Origin of the sequence: Mesorhizobium sp. M0751, assembly GCF_040320265.1 — a bacterium.
Lineage (GTDB): Bacteria > Pseudomonadota > Alphaproteobacteria > Rhizobiales > Rhizobiaceae > Mesorhizobium.
In genome coordinates this window covers 477,900-496,242 of sequence record NZ_JAMYPH010000002.1, presented here as the reverse complement: position 1 = coordinate 496,242, position 18,343 = coordinate 477,900, and the positions used below count along the sequence as shown (strand labels likewise).

Genomic DNA, 18,343 nt, shown 5'->3' with positions numbered 1-18,343 from the left:
CCACCTTGAAGATAACGGGACGCGCGGCCGTTTTGGGCTCGCTCGCTCTCGCTGCACTGGGCACGGTTGCTGCGTTCGCGCAGGAAGCGGCTCCGGCAGCTCCGGCTGCCCCTGCGCCCGCGCTCGACACCGGCAACACCGCCTGGATGCTGACCTCGACGGCGCTGGTGCTGATGATGACCATACCGGGCCTGGCGCTGTTTTACGGCGGCATGGTGCGCAAGAAGAACGTGCTCGCCACCATCATGCAGAGCTTTGCCATCACCTGCCTGGTGACGGTGCTGTGGTTCATGTTCGGCTACTCGCTGGCCTTCTCGGATGGCGGCGGCATGAATGCCTATCTCGGCGGCTTCTCGAAGTTCTTCCACAACGGCATCACCACCTCGTCGCTGTGGCTGCCGGGCGTGGCGAACATCCCTGAGTTCGTCTTCTCGATGTTCCAGATGACCTTCGCCATCATCACGCCGGCGCTGATTGCCGGCGCCTTCGCCGAACGCATGAAGTTCTCGGCGCTGCTCATCTTCATGGGCGCGTGGCTACTGGTGGTCTACGCCCCGATCGCGCACTGGGTGTGGGGCGGCGGCTTCCTCGGCACAGCCGGCGTTCTCGATTTCGCCGGCGGCACGGTCGTTCACATCAATGCCGGTGTTGCCGGCCTGGTCTGCGCGCTGGTTCTCGGCAAACGTGAAGGCTACGGCACCACCAACATGGCGCCGCACAACCTCGTCTACTCCGTAATCGGCGCTTCGCTGCTGTGGGTCGGCTGGTTCGGCTTCAACGCCGGCTCGGAACTGGCCGCCGACGGCCTTGCCGGTGCCGCGATGCTGAACACCCAGGTTGCCGCTGCCGCTGCGGCGCTCGCCTGGATGTTCGCCGAATGGATCGTCGCCAAGAAGCCGAGCATTCTCGGCATCATCTCGGGCGCCGTCGCCGGCCTGGTCGCGGTGACGCCGGCTTCCGGCTTCGTCAATCCGACCGGCGCCTTCATCGTCGGCATCGTCGCCGGCGTGCTGTGCTACGTCTCGGCCGTCAAGCTCAAGCACGCGTTCGGCTATGACGACTCGCTCGATGCATTCGGCGTACACGGCATCGGCGGCATCATCGGCGCATTGCTGACCGGTGTGCTCGCCGATCCGGCGATCAACAGCCTGGGCTCGGGTGCCTCTGTCGGCAAGCAGCTCTACGGTATCGTCTTCACCATCCTGTGGACGGCGATAGCGAGCTTCGTGATCCTCTACATCGTCAAGGCGCTGGTCGGCCTGCGTCCTTCCACCCCGGAAGAGGTCGAAGGGCTCGACATCAGCCAGCACGGCGAAGTGGTGCCATAAAGCTATTGGCCGGCACCGGCGTTTTGCCGGTGCCGGGAATATCCCGTCGTGATGCTCCCGAAAGGGCTCACGCCTTGAGGCCCGGAAACCTTCCGGGCCTCTTTTTTGCGCGCGGATGGCCGTGATGGCTCGATCACGATCGCTTGATCAAGGTGCCCGGTCCGCCGGCGGCGTGAAAAATCGGCCGCAGCGGCTCCGAACTGTGGTGGCGGTCGTCCGTTCCGGCGACGCAGATTGCCCATGGTTAATGCGCCCTTAACCTTCCCGCCGCTAGTCTGACAGCCGAATCTGCCGTGTTGCGCGTCCGCGCCCCGGCCGGGCAACGACAGACGAGGAAGAGCATGCGTTCAGGGGCTTCAGCACCGCTTGCGCTGGCCGATACGGAGCACGGCATCCGGTCGTTCGCGAGGCGCCAGGTCGGGCGGCTGGTCGGTGCCGGGCTGTTTGCTCTCGTTGGTTTCGGCGTCGCCGCCCTTGCCACCTGGAACGTCGCCGATCCGAGCTTTTCGCACGCTACCGACAATATCGTCACCAATGCAATGGGTTATGCCGGCGCCGTCTTTTCCGACATTGCCATGCAGTTCTTCGGACTTGCCGCCGTCGCGGCGCTGGTGCCGGCGGTGATCTGGGGATTTCTGCTGTTTACCGCGCGCGGCGTCGACCGGCTGCCCAAACGGGCGCTGGCCTGGTTCGGGTTTTCGCTGCTTGGCGCGGCAATTGCCGGCTGCGTGGTGCCGCCCAAGACCTGGCCGCTGCCGACCGGCCTCGGCGGCGTCTTCGGTGACATGGTGCTCAATATCCCGGGCCTGATTATCGGCGGCTATCCGACCGGCCTCGTCGCCAGCGTGCTCGCCGTGCTTCTGGCAGCGCCGGCGCTGTGGGTATTCTTGTATGGCTCGGCGCTGATTTCACGCAAGAACGGCTTCGCCGTCCTCGAACAGCCTGCCGTGCCCGATCCGCAGGACGACCTGCTTTTCGACAATGAAGAGGACGAGGGCGACGAAGGCATATTGGCGCTTGGCGCCATCGCCCACTGGTGGCTGTCGCTGCGGGCCTATCTGCGCCGCCGCGCCGCGCGCCGGCGCGAGCGCGACGATTTCGAGCCGGAGATGGAGCCGCGCCCCAGCGCCTGGCGGCGGGCGGCCGAACGGGTCGAATCGGCCGAGTTCGCCGAGGCGCGGATGAGCCCGGGCGGGCGGGCCCGCGTCGAGCCGGAATTCTTCGCCGCCATGGTCAACGACCGCAGTGCCTCGATCGACCCCGACGATGCCGACGTCTTCGACGATGACGATGACATGGATTTTGCACCGGAGCCCGTGGGCCAACGGCGCAGCGCCCCGACAGCCCAGGTGCAGAATTTCCGATCCGATGCGGCCACGCGCGTCGCAGCGCCGGCACCCCGCCCGGCTCCGGGCGCCCGCGTCCAGCGCGAAGCGCAGACCACACTGATCGGCTCGGAAAGGTTTGAAATGCCGTCGCTGCATTTCCTGTCCGAGCCGAAGAATGTCGTGCGCGATGCCAGCCTGTCCAAGGACGCGCTGGAGCAGAATGCCCGCCTGCTCGAGGGCGTGCTGGAGGATTTCGGCGTCAAGGGCGAGATCATCCATGTGCGTCCCGGCCCGGTCGTCACGCTTTATGAACTGGAGCCGGCGCCCGGCATCAAATCGTCGCGGGTCATCGGCCTTTCCGACGACATCGCCCGCTCGATGAGCGCCATCGCCTGCCGTGTCGCCGTGGTGCCAGGCCGCAACGCCATCGGCATCGAGCTGCCGAACGCCAAACGCGAGACCGTCTATCTCAGGGAGATACTCGCCAGCCGCGATTTCGAAACGACAAAGTCCAAGCTGGCGCTGGCGCTAGGCAAGACCATCAATGGCGAGGCGGTCATCGTCGACATCGCCAAAATGCCGCACGTGCTGGTCGCCGGCACCACCGGCTCGGGCAAGTCCGTCGCCATCAACACCATGATCCTGTCGCTGCTCTACCGGCTGACGCCGCAGGACTGCCGGCTGATCATGATCGATCCAAAGATGCTGGAACTCTCGGTCTATGACGGCATTCCGCATCTTCTGACGCCGGTGGTCACCGATCCGAAGAAGGCGGTGGTGGCGCTGAAATGGACCGTGCGCGAGATGGAGGACCGCTACCGCAAGATGTCCAAGGTCGGCGTCCGCAACATCGACGGCTTCAACGCGCGCGTGCAGCAGGCCGAGAAAAAGGGCGAAAGGATCTCGCGCACCGTGCAGACCGGCTTCGACCGCCAGACCGGCGAAGCGATCTACGAGACGGAGAACCTCGACCTCGAGCCGATGCCCTACATCGTCGTCATCATCGACGAGATGGCCGATTTGATGATGGTCGCCGGCAAGGACATCGAAGGCGCGGTGCAACGCCTGGCGCAGATGGCGCGCGCCGCCGGCATCCATGTCATCATGGCGACGCAGCGGCCGTCGGTCGACGTCATCACCGGCACCATCAAGGCGAATTTCCCGACCCGCATCTCGTTCCAGGTGACGTCGAAGATCGACAGCCGCACCATCCTGGGCGAACAGGGCGCCGAGCAGCTGCTCGGCATGGGCGACATGCTCTACATGGCCGGCGGCGGCCGCATCCAGCGCGTGCACGGTCCCTTCGTCTCCGACGACGAGGTCGAGAAGATCGTCGCCCATCTGAAGCTGCAGGGCGTGCCGGAATATCTCGACGCCATCACCGAGGACGACGACAAGGATGACGATGAGCCGTCGGGCAAAGGCAGTGGCGGCGGCGACGGCGGCAATTTCGAGGATTCCGACGATCCCTACGACCAGGCGGTTGCGGTGGTGCTGCGCGACGGCAAGGCCTCGACCAGCTACATCCAGCGCCGGCTCGGCATCGGCTACAACCGCGCCGCCTCGATCATCGAGAAGATGGAGAAGGAAGGCATTGTCGGCCCGGCCAACCATGCGGGAAAACGCGAAATCCTGGTGCCGACGGAGGACGACAAGTTCTAGAGGCCGCGCCGGCAACTTTGAACCTTTTGGCGCGTTGCAACGGACGGGCGCCGTGCGGCCCGCCAAACTTAAGCCCAACTGGGGGGCCAGACCAACATAACGAGCAAGCAATCAGATGATGGTGACCGGCATGAAAAACGCAACTCTCGCCCCAAGCAGCGATTTCGCCCCAACCCGCCGGCAGGTGCTCGGCCTCGGCCTGGTCCTGGCCGGTGCGGCGGCCGCCAACCTCGTGCCCGGCTTCCAGCTGCTGGCGTCGGCGCAAGCAGCGGTTCCGGCGACGGCGCAGAAGATCGCCGATCATTTCTCCTCGGTCAAATCGATGAGCGGCGAGTTCGTGCAGTTCGGACCCAAGGGCGAGCAGACCGGCGGCAAGTTCTTTCTGGAACGGCCGGGCAAGATCCGCTTCAATTACGACGGCGCCTCGAATTTCAGGGTGATTTCCGACGGCAAGTCGGTGGTCATCCTCAACAAGAAGCTGCGGACCTCCGACCTCTACCCGCTGTCGAAGACGCCGCTGAAGCTGCTGCTCGACGACAAGATCGATCTCTCGGGCGGACGCGTCAGAAGCGTCAAGGAAGAGGACGATCTCACCACCATCCAGCTTGCCGACAAATCGGTGTTCGGCAATTCGAAGATCACCATGATGTTCGATCCGAAATCCTATGAATTGCGGCAGTGGACCATCACCGATGCGCAAGGCAAGGATACGACGGTGATGATCTTCAACACCAAGGAGGGCGTCAGCTTCGCCCCCGATACCTTCGCCATCGACTATACGGCGAACCGCGAGCTGAACACCAAGACGCGGTAACTTTCTACCGCTGCGGAGGCCTTCCGCGTTGGTGCGGGCGGCTTGTTTTTGCGGTGCGCGGCTGGCAGTAGTTTCCGCGATTGACTTCCGTCGGAGCCATCCGGCGGATCTTGCGTTGTCCGGAACCCCACATGCCGTTTTCCATCGCTACCTGGAACATCAACTCCGTCCGGCTGCGCATGCCGATCGTCGAGCGCCTGCTGGTCGAGCAGGCGCCGGACGTGCTCTGCCTGCAGGAAACCAAGGTTCCGGACGAATTGTTTCCGGAGAAGGCGTTCCGCAAGCTCGGCTACGAGCACATCGCCTTCCATGGCCAGAAGGGCTATCACGGCGTCGCGACCATAGCGCGCCGTCCGATCGAGATCGTCGAAAAGCGCCGCTTCTGCGAGATCGACGACAGCCGGCATCTGTCGGTCACCGTCAAGGCCGGCGGCAAGACGATCCTGCTGCACAATTTCTACGTACCGGCCGGCGGCGACGAGCCCGACCCGGCCGTCAACCGCAAGTTCAAGCACAAGCTCGATTTCGTTGCCGAGATGAACGCCGTTCGCGCCGAGCATGACGAGCATTCCGGCTCGATCCTGGTCGGCGACCTCAACATCGCGCCGCTCGAGCACGATGTCTGGTCGCACAAGCAGCTCCTCAACGTCGTCAGCCATACGCCGGTCGAGACGGAAAACTTCGAGGCGATGCGGCTCGCCGGCGACTGGATCGACCTGATGCGGCTCAATGTGCCTTACGAGGAGAAACTCTACACCTGGTGGAGCTATCGCGCCCAGGATTGGCAGGCCTCAAATCGCGGCCGCCGCCTCGACCATATCTGGTCGTCGCCAAACCTGGTGCCGCATTTCGCCGGCTATGAAATCCTGCGGCCGGCGCGCGGCTGGGAACGGCCCTCGGACCATGTGCCGGTAATCGGGCGTTTCAACCTGGACTAGCTTTGTCTCGCCTTAACAACTCAGCGGAACCTGAAGCTATCCGCGATGTAGTCGGGGCGGGCGTTCAGCGTGGCGAAAACGTCCTCCAGATCAGGCGCCCCCGCCAATATGCCTGACAGGACCAGCGTCGTCGCGACGCCGACGCCGTTGCCGCCGGCGATGTCGTGCTCGACGCTGTCGCCGACGCAGACCACGCTGTCGCGCTCCGGGTGGCCCGCCAGTGCCAGCGCTGCCTCGAATATCTGCGGATTGGGCTTGCCAATGCGCGCCACGCTGCCGCCGAGGCTCTCATAGAGATCGGCGAGCCGGCCGGCGCCGAAGCGAGGGCCGACGGCAGTCAGCATGATCTTGTCAGGATTGGTGCAGAAGCATGGCACCCGGCGCGCCGCCGCCGGGCCAAGAAGCCGGCGATAATGGTCGAGGTCGTAGCGATCGCCCTCGCTGGCGGAAATCAGCACCAGTTCTGCATCGTCGCCGTCCCTGGCCAGGACGAAGGGCAGGCCGTCGACAGCCGAACGGTCATTGTCGCGGCGGATCAGCAGGCATTTTGTCTGCGGGCGCAAGGCTCCGGATGCCGCCATTTGATGGAAGGAGCGCCACGCCACCTCGCCGGAGGAGACAAAGTGGTCCCAGCTTCCCGGTTCGAAGCCGAGCTTCAGCAGGCGGCGCTCATTGGGTTGCGCCCGCTTGCCGGAATTCGAGATCAGCACGATGGTCTTGCCGGCGCGCTTGAGTGCCGACAAGGCTTCGACAGCACCTGGATAGGCGCTGGTGCCGTCGTGCAGCACACCAAATTGGTCGAGCAGGAACACCTGATAGCGGTCGGTCAGCGCCGCGATGCCGTCGAGGTGTTGAATTGCCTTGGCCGTCATAAAAGCCCCGCTGCGCTTGCGCCCATCAGCGCCAGCCGCGCCGTGCCGGCAGCGGCCTCCTCCGAAAGAGCCGGTACGAGAGCGACGCCAAGCTTGCGCTGCCGGATCGCTGTCCAGGCCGGATTGGCCGCACCGCCGCCGACGCTCCTGACCGATGTCAGCCGGGGTGCGCCGAGTTCGGCAAGCCGGCGATAGCCGAGCGCTTCGATCGCCGCAATACCCTCGAACATCGCTTTCAGATAATCGGCGTCGTCGGCGGGCCGCGGCTCGAGGCGCGGCGGCAACGCCGGATCGGCTATGGGGAAGCGTTCGCCCGGCGCCGGCAGCGGGTAATAGTCGAGGCCGGTCTCCGTCGCCGGGTCGATTTTTTTGCTGAGTTCGACAATCCGGGCGACGGGGAAATACTGGGCCAGCACCTTGCCGCCGGAATTCGAGGCGCCGCCCGCCAGGTAGGTGTCACCGAGCCTATGGCTGTAGATGCCGAATTGCGGCGCCGAGATCGGCCGGCCGCAGAGCATCTTGATGGTCAGCGAGGACCCCAGCGCGGTGACGCCGTCGCCGACTGTCGCGGCGCCTGTCGCCAGGAACGAGGCGCAGCCATCCGTCGTGCCGGCGACAACGGCCACGTCACGCGGCAGGCCGAACATTTTCGCGGCGCTGGCGGTGAGCGTGCCCGTGACATCGCCCGGCCGCACGACGCGGGGCAGGAATTCCGTGCGCATGCCGGTCGCCGCGATCCAGTCCGGCCAGCGCCGGGCCTCGACGTCGTAGCCGGTCTTCAGGGCGTTGTTCTCGTCGCTGACATCGAAGCGGCCGGAAAACTGTCCGGCGATCCAGTCGGCCTGATGCAGCACAGTGGCGACGCCGGGCAGGTGCTGGAAAGACAGCGCCTTGGCGAGACCGGACGTCGCCCCGAGTGCAGCGCTCGTTGCCGGTGCCGCGCCGGCTATTGCAGTCAGGATAGTGTCGTCAGCGACCTTGTCGTTGTACATCAGCGGTTCGGCCAACGGCCGCCCGGCGCCCTCGACCGGCAGCAGCGTGCCCGACGTACCGTCGACGGCGATCGAGTGCACTGCCGCGCGATCGATACATTTGAGAAGTTCCGCCAATGTCGCGCCGACCGCCTCCCACCATATCGCGGGGTCGCGGCCGTTCAGCCCAAATCGCTCGAGGGCAATAGCGGAATGCGCGGCAATGGAAAAGTCTGGGCGCATGGCGACGGCGCGCGCGCCGGATGTGCCGATGTCGATGCCGATGGCAAGCGGGCCAGTCGATAGCGGGCTTGACGAATGCGGCATGTCAGCTGCCTCCGGCATTGAGTTTCTGGCGATATTTTTCGGCGTCCCAGTTGATCAGCTCGTCATTCTCCGCCGCTGTCAGATAATTCAGCTTCGCCGCGACATCGACCCGCGCCGTGACGTCGGAAAGGCAGCGCTGCATGGCATCGGCACCGGCACCGGCGTCGCCGCGTATCAGCACGCCGAGGCCGGGAAACAGGATCGCCACGGGTGCGGCGCCGCAGCGCTCGATGACGCGCTTCACATCCTCGCCCGGTCTCGCCACGACCGAGCCTTCGCCGAGAAAGATGACGTGGTCGGGGTAGAGGCTGCCACCCGAAGCCATACGGCAGCTTTCGGGGTCGATCGCCACCGCATGCGCCTCGACATCGGCCGGCAGTCTGTAGCCGCTGCCGCCGGCGAGCGCCGTCAGCGCCGCGATGTCCGGTTCCGCCACCTGGCGCGGCGGCCGCGCCAGCAGCCGTATCACCTGGCGCAGCAGCATGCCCGCCTTCGCGACGGTCTCGGCTGCAACGACCAGGCCGTGATTGCCGAGGATCAGGACATCCTCGCCTGGCCGCAGGCGCTCGGCGATGCCCTGGGCGAGCGGCAGTCCCGGCCGGCGATAGGGAACATACGCCCATTGGCGGCCGTCGAGCCGCCTGGCGGCCTCGGCCTCGCAGTCGGCCTGCACGGCCAGCGAAATGGTCTCGACGCAGTGGACATGCAGGACGATGCGCTGCGGCATCAGCGCATGCACGGTGGTCTCGATCGACGGGCGCAAGCCGCGTGGATTGAGGGCGCCGATGGCGAAGGCCTGCGGCTGTTCGGCGGCCGGGTCGCGCCGTTCGATGGCGTCGAGCAATGGCGGGATGCTGACCGGCACCATGATGTCCGCGGTGAGCGCGTCCTTCAGCCAGGTGCCGGAGGCCTTGATCCAGAGCGTGTCGCCGGCTTTCAGCGAGGTGTTGCCGCCGGCGGCCTGGGTCAGATGCGGGTCGCTGCCGATCTCGGCCGAAAGCGACCGCAGCGCTGCCAGTTCCTGCGCATCCGCACTGATCGTCATCGAAATTCCTCCACAAACCGGCCGCGTGGGCCACGGCTTTGGACGTCCCGTTGCCGGGACGAAGACCGACCCTGGTATCGCAGACGCGAGTAAGTTACGTCAACAGTGATGTTATCGCGTCAATCAGGCTTGCAATCCGAGGCGCGTTGAGTAAGTTGCACCAATTGCCGTGCAAAATGGCAATGCGGTGCAAAATGCTTGGGAGGCAAGCGCATTGGGAGGTAAGGGTTGAGCGACTCCGGCCGCCAGCGCCAGATCGTCGAGCTTTTGCGGGACCGGCCTTTCGCATCGGTGCGCGAGCTGCAGGAGCGGCTTGGCGTGTCGGCGGCGACAGTGCGGCGCGACATCGACAAGATCGATGAGGCCGGCGAAGCGCGCAAGGTCTATGGCGGCATCTCGGCGCTTGATGGCGCTTCGCAAGCCGGCGTCGCCTATGCCAGGCCCTATGACGAGAACCGCGACCTCGCCGTCGAGGCCAAGCGGCAGATCGCCGCTCTCGCCGCCACCATGGTGCGCGACGGCGACGCGGTCATCGTGCATGGTGGTTCGACCTGCTTCCATCTCGGCGTCAAGCTCGCCGACCGCAACATCCGGCTCTACACCAACTCGATGCCGCTCGCGGCCTATCTCAGCGACCACGGCCATTGCAGCCTCACCGTCGCCGGCGGCGAACTGCACCGCGAGCCGGGCATCATCCATTCGCTGACCCAGACGGTGCCGTTCTACGCCTCGAAGTTCTTTCTCGGCGCGCAAGGCATCGGCCAGGAAGGCCTTCTGGAATCGCACCCGCTGCTGGTCCGCTCGATCGTCGAGCTCAGCCTCTGCGCCGACCAGATCGTCGTGCTGGCCGACAGCCGCAAACTGTCGATCCACGCGCGCAACGTGGCACTGCCGCTGTCGCGGATCGGCACGCTGGTCACCGATGACGGCCTGTCCGACGCCGACGCGCGCATGCTCGAAGATGCCGGCGTCGCGGTGCGGATCGCCGCTTCCTCGGGAGGCGCCCAATGAACATCGCCGTCCTCGATTTCGGCAAGACCAATTCGAAGCTGTTCGTCTTCGGCCAGGACGGACAGATCCTCGACGAGCGCCGTACTCAGCCGAGCTGGATCCGCAAAGACGGTTTCAGCGTGCTCGACGAGCCAGCGCTTCACGACTGGGCGGCTCGCGCCATCGATGAGGCGGTTGATGCACATGGCGTGGAAGGGTTGATGGTATCCGGCCATGGCTGCACCTTCGCGCTGGTCGATGAAGCCGCGCTGACGCATCCGATCCTCGATTACGAGCAGGAACCGCCAGCTGAAATCGCCGCGCAGATCGACCGCCGCATTCCGGATTTTGCCGAGACCTTTTCGCCCCGCCTGCCGCTTGGCTTCAACTACGGCCGCCACATGTTGTGGCTGAAGCAGGTGGGGCCCGGTGCCTTCGCCGCAGCGAAATCGATCCTCGGCTACCCCCAATATTGGAGCTGGCGGTTTGGCGGCCGGCCGGTATCGGAAGTGTCGTATCTCGGCTGCCACTCGCATCTGTGGGCGCCGCGCAAACGCGATTTCAGCTCGCTGGTCGATGCCGAGGGCTGGCGCGGCCAGATGCCCGCCTTCGAGCGTGCCGGCGCGGTGATCGGCGAGCAGCGCTTCGGCCAGGCCGAGAAGCCGGTCGCCATCCATAATGGCGTCCACGACAGCAATGCCGCGCTCCATGCCTACCGCCGGCAGCAGCTTGGGCCGGTGACCGTGGTCTCGACCGGCACCTGGGTGGTCGTGCTCAATCCGGACTGCCCGCTCGACGCACTCGATGGCGAGCGCGACATGCTGGTCAATGTCGATGTCGATGGCGGCCCGGTGCCGACCATCCGCTTCATGGGCGGCCGCGAATTCGCGACGATCAGCGCCGGCTGGCAGGGCGCAATTGCGCCGTCATCGATACAACGGGTGATCGACGCCGGCATCATGGCGCTGCCGAGCTTCGCGCCCGGGGGCCCAATGCCGCACCGACGCGGCGAACTGGTCGGGCGTACGCCCAATGCCGAGGAACGCGCGGCGATGGCGCTGCTCTATGTCGCGCTGATGGTCGATCTGTGCCTCGAGCTGATCCATTCGGACAATACGGTGATCGTCGACGGCGGCCTGAACAATGGCGGGCTGCTTGCAGCGTTGCTGGCGCAGTTGCGGCCCGGGCAGGCCTTCCTGCAGGGCGCAACGCTGGAGGGCAGCGCCACCGGTGCTGCCGCACTTGCCTTTGAAAGTGTCGGACGCGAATTTGCCACCGAGGCGCCGGAGGCGGTGCATGCGGCAAGCTTCAGCGGCCTTGCGGGTTACCGCAGCGACTGGCGCGGCCTTGCCGCCGACCGGGCTGTGGCCAGCGCAGCTGCAGGAGCTGCCCCATGAGCGCCGCCGCCCGGAGCGAGACGGCCCGCCAGCCGGTGCTGGAAATGCGCCACATCTCGAAAACGTTCGGTGCGATCCGCGCCTTGCACGATGTCTCGCTGACCGTTCATGCCGGCGAACTGCACGCGCTGATGGGCGAGAACGGTGCCGGCAAGTCGACGCTGATGAAGGTGCTGTCCGGCGCCTACCGGCCGGATCCCGGCGGCGAAATCCTGATCGACGGCGTGCCGGCCGCCACCGGTGATCCGATCAAGGCACGCGCCGCCGGCATTGCGGTCATCTATCAGGAGCTGTCGCTGGCGCCCAATCTGTCGGTGGCGCAGAACATCTTCCTCGGCAACGAGCCGCGACGGTTCGGCGTCGTCGATCGCGAGCAGTGCAATCGGCGCGCCAGCGAGATCATCGCGCGGCTCGGCGTGACCTTCTCGGCGCGCACTCCGGTCGCCAGCCTGTCGCTGGGCGAACGCCAGCTGGTGGAAATCGCCCGCGCGCTGTCGACCAATGCGCGCATCATCGTCATGGACGAGCCGACCACGTCACTGACCTCGCGCGAGACCGACCGGCTGTTCGAGGTGATCGCGACGCTGAAGTCGCAAGGCATCGCCATCATCTACATCAGCCACCGCATGGAAGAGGTCTACCAGCTCGCCGACCGCGTCAGCGTGCTGCGCGACAGCGGCTATGTCGGCACGCTCGACCGCGCCGACCTGAACGCCTCGCGCCTGGTATCGATGATGGTCGGGCGCGATCTGTCGACGTTCTACAAGAAGGATCACCGACCGCCGGACAGCAAGCGCGCCGTCGCGCTGTCGGTGCGCGGCGTGTCGGACGGCAATCTCATAAAGAATTGTTCGTTCGACCTCCACAAGGGCGAGGTGCTGGCACTGGCCGGCCTGGTCGGTTCGGGCCGCACCGAACTGGCACGGCTGATCTTCGGCGCCGACAGGCACATATCGGGCACGCTGGAGCTCGGCGGCAAACCGATATCCATAGGTTCGCCAAGCGAGGCGCTCGATGCCGGCATCGCCTACCTGACCGAGGACCGCAAGCAACTTGGCCTGTTTCTCGACATGTCGATCTCCGACAACATCAGCATGGGCGTGCTGGCAAGGGACGCGAAGGCCGGCGGCCTGCGCGACTTCAATGCTGCCGAAAAGCGCGCCGCCAAGGCGGTGTCGGATCTCTCCATCCGCACCGGCTCGGTGCAGGCCAATGCCGGCTCGCTGTCGGGTGGCAACCAGCAGAAGGTGCTGCTCGCCCGCCTGCTGGAAACCGAGCCGCAGGTCGTCATCCTCGACGAGCCGACCCGCGGCGTCGATGTCGGGGCGAAGTCGGAAATCTATCGGCTGATCGACAATCTGGCCAAGAAAGGCATCGCCATCCTGATGATCTCCAGCGAACTGCCGGAGGTGATCGGCATCGCCGACCGCGTGCTGGTGATGCGCGACGGCACCATTGCCGGCGAGGTGACGGCGTCGGAGGGCGAGCCGCTGCAGCAGGAAGCGATCATGGAACTTGCAACGGGAGCGGCTCAGCGATGACCGACACGATGAAAGCGGACGACCGGGCGGTCGGCAGGAGCACGAGGTGGCGTACCGCCATCGCTGCCCTCGGCATGCTGCCGATCCTGATCCTGCTGGCGGTCGGCTTCCAGTTCATCAATCCGCGCTTTTTCACCCAGACCAATCTGCTGATCGTCATGCAGCAATCGTCGATCAACATCGTGCTGGCGGCCGGCATGACTTTCGTCATCCTGACCGGCGGCATCGACCTGTCCGTCGGCTCGATCCTTGCCGCCTCGGCGATGGTGGCGGTGATGGTGTCGCTGGTGCCCGATTGGGGACTGCTGGGCGTGCCGGCGGCCATTCTCGTCGGCCTCGGCTTCGGCGTCATCAACGGGCTGCTGATCGCCTATATCAGACTGCCGCCGTTCATCGTCACGCTGGGGTCGCTGACCGCCGTGCGCGGCGTCGCCCGCCTGCTTGGCCAGGACACCACGGTGTTCAACGCGGACCTGCCGTTCGACTTCATCGGCAACGGTTCGCTGTTCGGCATTCCGTGGCTGGTCATCATCGCGCTGGCGGTCGTGGTGCTGTCCTGGCTGGTGCTCAAGCGCACCGTGCTCGGCACCTGGATCTACGCGGTCGGCGGCAACGCCGAGGCCGCCAGGCTGACCGGCATCAAGGTGCCGCTGGTGCTGCTTTTCGTCTACGGCGTTTCCGGCCTTCTGGCCGGCCTTGGCGGCGCCATGTCGGCGGCCCGGCTCTATGCCGCCAACGGGCTGCAGCTCGGCCAGTCCTACGAACTCGACGCCATTGCCGCGGTCATTCTCGGCGGCACCAGCTTCGTCGGCGGCGTCGGCTCGATCTGGGGCACGCTGATCGGCGGCCTGATCATCGCCGTGCTCTCCAACGGGCTCATCCTCGCCGGTGTTTCGGACATCTGGCAGTACATCATCAAGGGATTGGTCATCATCGTGGCGGTCGCCCTCGACCGTTACCGGCTCCAGGCAGGAGCAAGAACGTGATGGCCCTTAGTCGCCGGCATCCAACGAGCCGGTTTCATGTGTAACGCACCGTGAGAGGCGCGGGGCATCAGGAGGAAAATAAAACAATGAAGACCATCGCTAAACTGCTTTGCGGCGTCGCCCTTTCGGCCGCAATCATCGCGCCGGCATCGGCAAAGGATCTGAACAAGGTCGGCATTTCGGTCGGCCTGCTCGGCAACCCGTTCTTCGTCGCCACCATCAAGGGCATCGAGGACGCGGCCAAGAAGATCAACCCGAATGTGCAGGTGACCTCGGTATCGGCCGACTACGATCTCAACAAGCAGGTGTCGCAGGTCGATTCCTTCATCGCCGCCGGCGTCGACGTCATCATGCTCAACGCCGTCGATGCCAAGGCGATCGCGCCGGCGGTGAAGAAGGCGCAGGCGGCCGGCATCGTCGTTGCCGCTTTCGACGTTTCGGCGCCGGGCGCCGACGTCACCGTGATGACCAACAACGTCAAGGCCGGCGAAGAGGCGTGCCAGTATCTGGTCGATCATACCGGCGGCAAGGGCGACTACGTCATCCTCAACGGCCCGGCCTCGTCGTCGATCCTGGAGCGGGTCAAGGGCTGCAAGGACGTGCTGGCAAAACACCCCGAAATCAAGGTCCTTTCCGACGACCAGAACGCCGAAGGCTCGCGTGACGGCGGCCTGAAAGTGTTCCAGTCGCTGCTGACCCGTTTCGACAAGATCGACGCGGTCTTCGCCATCAACGATCCGACGGCGATCGGCGCCCAGCTTGCGGCCAAGCAGCTCAACCGCTCGGAGTTCATCTTCACCGCGGTCGACGGCGCACCGGATATCGAGAAGGAACTCGCCTCCGGCACGTCGATGATCAAGGCCTCGGCCTCGCAAGATCCCTATGTGATGGCCGGCCAGTCGCTGACGATGGCGGCCGACTTGCTTGCCGGCAAGAAGCCGGCCGAGCCGACGGTGCTGCTCGACCCGAAGCTGATCACGGCCGACAATTTGAAGGATTACAAGGGCTGGACCGCAGCTCGCTAAGCCTCCCACGCGTGGGGGGGCGGGTATGACCGGCCGCACCTTTTTGTCCGAGCATCGGATTGCCAAAACCGCTTTGGCCTTGGGTCCGCTGGAATAACCGGAGACGATCATGTCGCGCATCGGAATCCATTCATTCGTCTGGTCGGCGAGCTCGGCGCAGGGCGACCTCGAGCGGACGCTGGCCAACACCAGGGAAGCCGGCTTCGATCTGATCGAATTCTCCTATCTCGACCCCGCCAATGTCGACATTGATGGGTTGGCCAAGCGGATCGCCGATCTCGGCCTCGGTGTTGCGATCAGCATCGGACTGCCGGCCGACGGCGATATTTCGAGCGCCGACAAAACGATTGCCGCGCACGGCGTCGAAATCCTGAAACGTACGATCGCGCTGACCCGCGATCTCGGCGGTCAGAAGGTTGCCGGCATTCTCAGCACCAGCCACGGCTTGCAGAGCGAGGCGCCGACGCGCGACCAGTGGGACCGCAGCGCCGGCACGCTGGCCGAGGTGGCGGAGACGGCAAAATCAGCCGGCGTCACTCTCAACCTCGAGATCGTCAACCGCTTCGAAAGCAACCTGCTCAACACCGCCGCGCAAGGCATGGCCTTCATCGCGGACAGCGGCTCCGATAACCTCTTCCTGCATCTCGACAGCTTCCACATGAACATCGAGGAGGCCGATGTCGGCTTGGCCATCCGCAACGCCGCAAAGAAAATCGGCTATGTCCACATCGGCGAGAGCCATCGCGGCTTCCTCGGCACCGGCAATATTGATTTTACCGCGATATTCTATGCGCTGACCGCCATCGGCTACAGCGACGACCTCAGCTTCGAATCCTTCTCGTCGGAAATCGTCGACGAGAACCTGTCGCGGAAAACCGCGATCTGGCGCAATCTGTGGACCGACAATATGGAGCTGGCCAAACATGCGCGCCGCTTCATTGCGTTGGGACTGGAGACGGCACGGCGCAAGGCCGAGCTTGTTTCCGCAACGCACCGGCCTTGAGCCCTCGCGGTTCCGAAAATCGATCCGGATAGGCCAGAGGCGCTACATTAGACCGATTCCTCGTTTCACGGAAACGCAGAACCGGTCTATCTCTCTGTTTTGGCGCAATTCCGGACGGAAAACCGTTTCACACTTTTCCTGGAATTGCTCTAGCCGGCAAAACGCGGCCCCAGTTCCTCGATCCGGCGGATCATCGCCTGGAAATCCTCCGAGATGCGCTGGTGCAAGTGAACCGCCAGCTCCGGGTATTCCTCGAGGATGCGGCGGAACATCTTGCGGCTGAGCCGCAGCACTTCCGAATCGATTTCGGCCGAGGCGCTGGTCAGCCGGTTCGTGTCGGCGATCAGCGCCAGTTCGCTGAGCATGGTGCCGGGGCCGGCGGTGCCGATCGGAATGCGCTCGCCATCGTGCTCGCGGTAGAGGACGATGCGGCCGCTGATCACGATATAGGCGCAATCAGCCTCGTCGTCCTCGCGGTAAAGCTTGTGGTCGGCTTGCAACTTGGTGGTTTCGGCACCGAAGGCGAGCAGACGCAGTTGTTCCTGCGTGAAGCCCTCGAAGAGCCTCACGGTGGACAGGAGGCGGATGTCGTCATCCAGCGCCATCTAGCTATGTCCCCGAACCGTCAGTCCGACTCCTCCCCTACGAGGCCGATCCAAAACCACCTCCAGCCTGAGGACCGTACCCGAAAAGCGCCCCGCCCGGATCGCTTATTTGAATAATGAAATGTTTAAGGAACCAGCTTGTAGCCGCCGCTTTCTGTCACGAGAATTTCCGCGTTGGAGGGATCGCGCTCGATCTTCTGGCGCAGCCGGTAGACATGAGTTTCCAGGGTATGCGTGGTGACGCCGGAATTGTAGCCCCAGACTTCCTCCAGCAGCACGTCGCGGGTCACCACCTTCTGGTCGGCGCGGTAGAGATATTTGATGATCGAGGCTTCCTTTTCGGTCAGCCGCACCTTGGCGCCGCGCGGGTCGATCAGAAGCTTCTGGCTGGGCTTGAACGTGTAGGGGCCGACCGAGAAAGTGGCGTCCTCGCTCTGTTCGTGCTGGCGCAGCTGGGCGCGAATGCGAGCCAGCAGCACGGCAAAGCGAAACGGCTTCGTCACATAGTCGTTGGCGCCGGCCTCGAGGCCAAGGATTGTGTCGGAATCGGTATCATGGCCGGTCAGCATGATGATCGGCGCCTTGTAGCCGCCCTTGCGCAATATCTTTACCGCCTCGCGGCCATCCATGTCGGGCAGGCCGACATCCATGATGAGCAGGTCGATGAGCCCGCCGCGCGCCGTGGCGATGCCTTTGGCGGCGGTCGCTTCCTGCAGGACGTCGAATTCCTCATAAAGCGACAATTGCTCGACAAGGGTGCCGCGCAGGTCGTCATCGTCATCGACGATCAGAATGGTGCGTGAAGTCATGGATCAATCCGTTGTTTTGAAAAGAGATTTCAGTTGACCGCTGCCTGTTTATGCGGAAGCTGACCGGCACAACAGCCGTTCACAGTGATTTGTTCCGTGGCTCGATCATACAAGAAAAAACAAGATCGCAATGCAGTCGGCGCAATTTTGCCGAAAGGGCTCACCGTACTCACCGTGCGGGCGCGGCCTGGCCAGCCCAGCCAGGGCTTTCTGCAGGCCGGCAAACTCGTGTTTCCATGTGCACTGGGGCATGGCGGCATCTCGGCCGGCAAGCGCGAGGGCGACGGCGCCACGCCGCTCGCCTCGATGCGGATATTGTCGGGATATTTTCGTGGCGACCGTTTTGCCGGCGGCCGCCGGACGCGGCTGGCGATGACGCCGATCGGCCGCGACCTCGGCTGGTGCGAGGTGCCTGGGGACCGCAACTACAACCGCCCGGTCAAAATCCCCTATGGCGCCAGCCATGAGCGGATGCTGCGGGCCGACGATCTCTATGACGCCTGCCTGGTGCTGGACTGGAACATTGTGCCGCGCCGGCGCGGCCGCGGCAGCGCCATCTTCTTCCACCTGGCGCGCCCCGGCCTCACGCCGACGCAAGGCTGCGTCGCGGTAACGGCCCGCACCATGGCGCGGCTGCTGCCGCTGCTGTCGGAGCGGACGGTGGTAAGGGTGGTAAGGTGAGTGAGTAGTGAGTAGTGAATA

General features: G+C 64.8%; 16 protein-coding genes. 11 read left to right on the top strand and 5 right to left on the bottom strand.

The window, feature by feature from the left end; translation table 11 throughout:
* Positions 1-5 precede the first annotated feature (5 nt).
* The 4 genes from NKI19_RS05075 (at position 6) to NKI19_RS05060 (ending at position 6,070) form a co-directional block, all read left to right on the top strand.
* Positions 6-1,328: an ammonium transporter gene (locus tag NKI19_RS05075; protein WP_352493192.1), complete on the top strand. Its 1,323-nt coding sequence runs from the start codon at positions 6-8 to the stop codon at positions 1,326-1,328.
* A 341-nt stretch (positions 1,329-1,669) separates the two neighbouring features.
* Positions 1,670-4,318: an FtsK/SpoIIIE family DNA translocase gene (locus NKI19_RS05070; protein ID WP_352493179.1), complete on the top strand. Its 2,649-nt coding sequence runs from the start codon at positions 1,670-1,672 to the stop codon at positions 4,316-4,318.
* A 130-nt stretch (positions 4,319-4,448) separates the two neighbouring features.
* Positions 4,449-5,132, top strand: a complete 684-nt coding sequence (locus tag NKI19_RS05065) for an outer membrane lipoprotein carrier protein LolA (RefSeq protein ID WP_352493180.1) — start codon at positions 4,449-4,451, stop codon at positions 5,130-5,132.
* A gap of 131 nt (positions 5,133-5,263) precedes the next feature.
* Positions 5,264-6,070, top strand: coding sequence for an exodeoxyribonuclease III (locus tag NKI19_RS05060; RefSeq protein ID WP_352951093.1), 807 nt, complete (start codon positions 5,264-5,266; stop codon positions 6,068-6,070).
* A 20-nt stretch (positions 6,071-6,090) separates the two neighbouring features.
* On the opposite strand, the gene NKI19_RS05055 is transcribed toward NKI19_RS05060, so the two are convergent.
* The 3 genes from NKI19_RS05055 to NKI19_RS05045 are packed head-to-tail and all read right to left on the bottom strand — an operon-like array spanning position 6,091 to position 9,285.
* The gene (locus NKI19_RS05055; protein ID WP_352493182.1) at positions 6,091-6,942 is read right to left on the bottom strand and encodes a TIGR01459 family HAD-type hydrolase; all 852 of its coding nucleotides are present in this window, start codon (positions 6,940-6,942) and stop codon (positions 6,091-6,093) included.
* Positions 6,939-8,240 carry an FGGY-family carbohydrate kinase gene (locus NKI19_RS05050; protein WP_352493183.1) on the bottom strand — a complete coding sequence of 434 codons (1,302 nt, stop codon included), beginning with the start codon at positions 8,238-8,240 and terminating at the stop codon, positions 6,939-6,941. Before NKI19_RS05050 ends, NKI19_RS05055 begins: the two co-directional genes overlap by 4 nt.
* 1 nt (position 8,241) lies before the next feature.
* On the bottom strand, positions 8,242-9,285 hold the full coding sequence (locus tag NKI19_RS05045; protein WP_352567451.1) for a class II aldolase/adducin family protein: 1,044 nt from the start codon (positions 9,283-9,285) through the stop codon (positions 8,242-8,244).
* Between the two features lie 228 nt (positions 9,286-9,513).
* On the opposite strand from NKI19_RS05045, the gene NKI19_RS05040 reads away from it, so the two are divergent.
* From NKI19_RS05040 to NKI19_RS05015, 6 genes are all read left to right on the top strand, one after another.
* Positions 9,514-10,296, top strand: coding sequence for a DeoR/GlpR family DNA-binding transcription regulator (locus tag NKI19_RS05040; protein WP_352493185.1), 783 nt, complete (start codon positions 9,514-9,516; stop codon positions 10,294-10,296).
* On the top strand, positions 10,293-11,672 hold the full coding sequence (locus tag NKI19_RS05035; protein ID WP_352493186.1) for an FGGY-family carbohydrate kinase: 1,380 nt from the start codon (positions 10,293-10,295) through the stop codon (positions 11,670-11,672). Before NKI19_RS05040 ends, NKI19_RS05035 begins: the two co-directional genes overlap by 4 nt.
* Positions 11,669-13,213, top strand: a complete 1,545-nt coding sequence (locus NKI19_RS05030; RefSeq protein ID WP_352567450.1) for a sugar ABC transporter ATP-binding protein — start codon at positions 11,669-11,671, stop codon at positions 13,211-13,213. Before NKI19_RS05035 ends, NKI19_RS05030 begins: the two co-directional genes overlap by 4 nt.
* On the top strand, positions 13,210-14,199 hold the full coding sequence (locus NKI19_RS05025) for an ABC transporter permease subunit (RefSeq protein WP_352493188.1): 990 nt from the start codon (positions 13,210-13,212) through the stop codon (positions 14,197-14,199). Before NKI19_RS05030 ends, NKI19_RS05025 begins: the two co-directional genes overlap by 4 nt.
* 86 nt (positions 14,200-14,285) lie before the next feature.
* On the top strand, positions 14,286-15,224 hold the full coding sequence (locus tag NKI19_RS05020) for an ABC transporter substrate-binding protein (RefSeq protein ID WP_352493189.1): 939 nt from the start codon (positions 14,286-14,288) through the stop codon (positions 15,222-15,224).
* A 109-nt stretch (positions 15,225-15,333) separates the two neighbouring features.
* Positions 15,334-16,227 (top strand): sugar phosphate isomerase/epimerase family protein, encoded by an 894-nt coding sequence (locus NKI19_RS05015; RefSeq protein ID WP_352564729.1) that lies wholly within the window; start codon positions 15,334-15,336, stop codon positions 16,225-16,227.
* Positions 16,228-16,376: 149 nt separating this feature from the next.
* On the opposite strand, the gene NKI19_RS05010 is transcribed toward NKI19_RS05015, so the two are convergent.
* On the bottom strand, positions 16,377-16,832 hold the full coding sequence (locus NKI19_RS05010; protein ID WP_352492272.1) for a Crp/Fnr family transcriptional regulator: 456 nt from the start codon (positions 16,830-16,832) through the stop codon (positions 16,377-16,379).
* Between the two features lie 125 nt (positions 16,833-16,957).
* Complete coding sequence (locus NKI19_RS05005; protein WP_254817802.1) at positions 16,958-17,641, bottom strand: response regulator transcription factor; 684 nt, start codon at positions 17,639-17,641, stop codon at positions 16,958-16,960.
* 144 nt (positions 17,642-17,785) lie between these two features.
* Here NKI19_RS05005 and NKI19_RS05000 point away from each other — a divergent pair, with 144 nt between their 5' ends.
* On the top strand, positions 17,786-18,322 hold the full coding sequence (locus tag NKI19_RS05000; protein ID WP_352492281.1) for a L,D-transpeptidase family protein: 537 nt from the start codon (positions 17,786-17,788) through the stop codon (positions 18,320-18,322).
* Positions 18,323-18,343: the final 21 nt, after the last annotated feature.

Excerpts from the sequence above, each read along its gene's own strand:
- NKI19_RS05055 (WP_352493182.1), bottom strand. The coding sequence starts at position 6,942 with ATGACGGCCAAGGCAATTCAACACCTCGACGGCATCGCGGCGCTGACC.
- NKI19_RS05035 (WP_352493186.1), top strand. The coding sequence starts at position 10,293 with ATGAACATCGCCGTCCTCGATTTCGGCAAGACCAATTCGAAGCTGTTC.
- NKI19_RS05005 (WP_254817802.1), bottom strand. The coding sequence starts at position 17,641 with ATGACTTCACGCACCATTCTGATCGTCGATGACGATGACGACCTGCGC.
- NKI19_RS05065 (WP_352493180.1), top strand. The coding sequence starts at position 4,449 with ATGAAAAACGCAACTCTCGCCCCAAGCAGCGATTTCGCCCCAACCCGC.
- NKI19_RS05030 (WP_352567450.1), top strand. The coding sequence starts at position 11,669 with ATGAGCGCCGCCGCCCGGAGCGAGACGGCCCGCCAGCCGGTGCTGGAA.
- NKI19_RS05015 (WP_352564729.1), top strand. The coding sequence starts at position 15,334 with ATGTCGCGCATCGGAATCCATTCATTCGTCTGGTCGGCGAGCTCGGCG.
- NKI19_RS05070 (WP_352493179.1), top strand. The coding sequence starts at position 1,670 with ATGCGTTCAGGGGCTTCAGCACCGCTTGCGCTGGCCGATACGGAGCAC.
- NKI19_RS05020 (WP_352493189.1), top strand. The coding sequence starts at position 14,286 with ATGAAGACCATCGCTAAACTGCTTTGCGGCGTCGCCCTTTCGGCCGCA.
- NKI19_RS05010 (WP_352492272.1), bottom strand. The coding sequence starts at position 16,832 with ATGGCGCTGGATGACGACATCCGCCTCCTGTCCACCGTGAGGCTCTTC.
- NKI19_RS05050 (WP_352493183.1), bottom strand. The coding sequence starts at position 8,240 with ATGCCGCATTCGTCAAGCCCGCTATCGACTGGCCCGCTTGCCATCGGC.
- NKI19_RS05045 (WP_352567451.1), bottom strand. The coding sequence starts at position 9,285 with ATGACGATCAGTGCGGATGCGCAGGAACTGGCAGCGCTGCGGTCGCTT.
- NKI19_RS05060 (WP_352951093.1), top strand. The coding sequence starts at position 5,264 with ATGCCGTTTTCCATCGCTACCTGGAACATCAACTCCGTCCGGCTGCGC.
- NKI19_RS05025 (WP_352493188.1), top strand. The coding sequence starts at position 13,210 with ATGACCGACACGATGAAAGCGGACGACCGGGCGGTCGGCAGGAGCACG.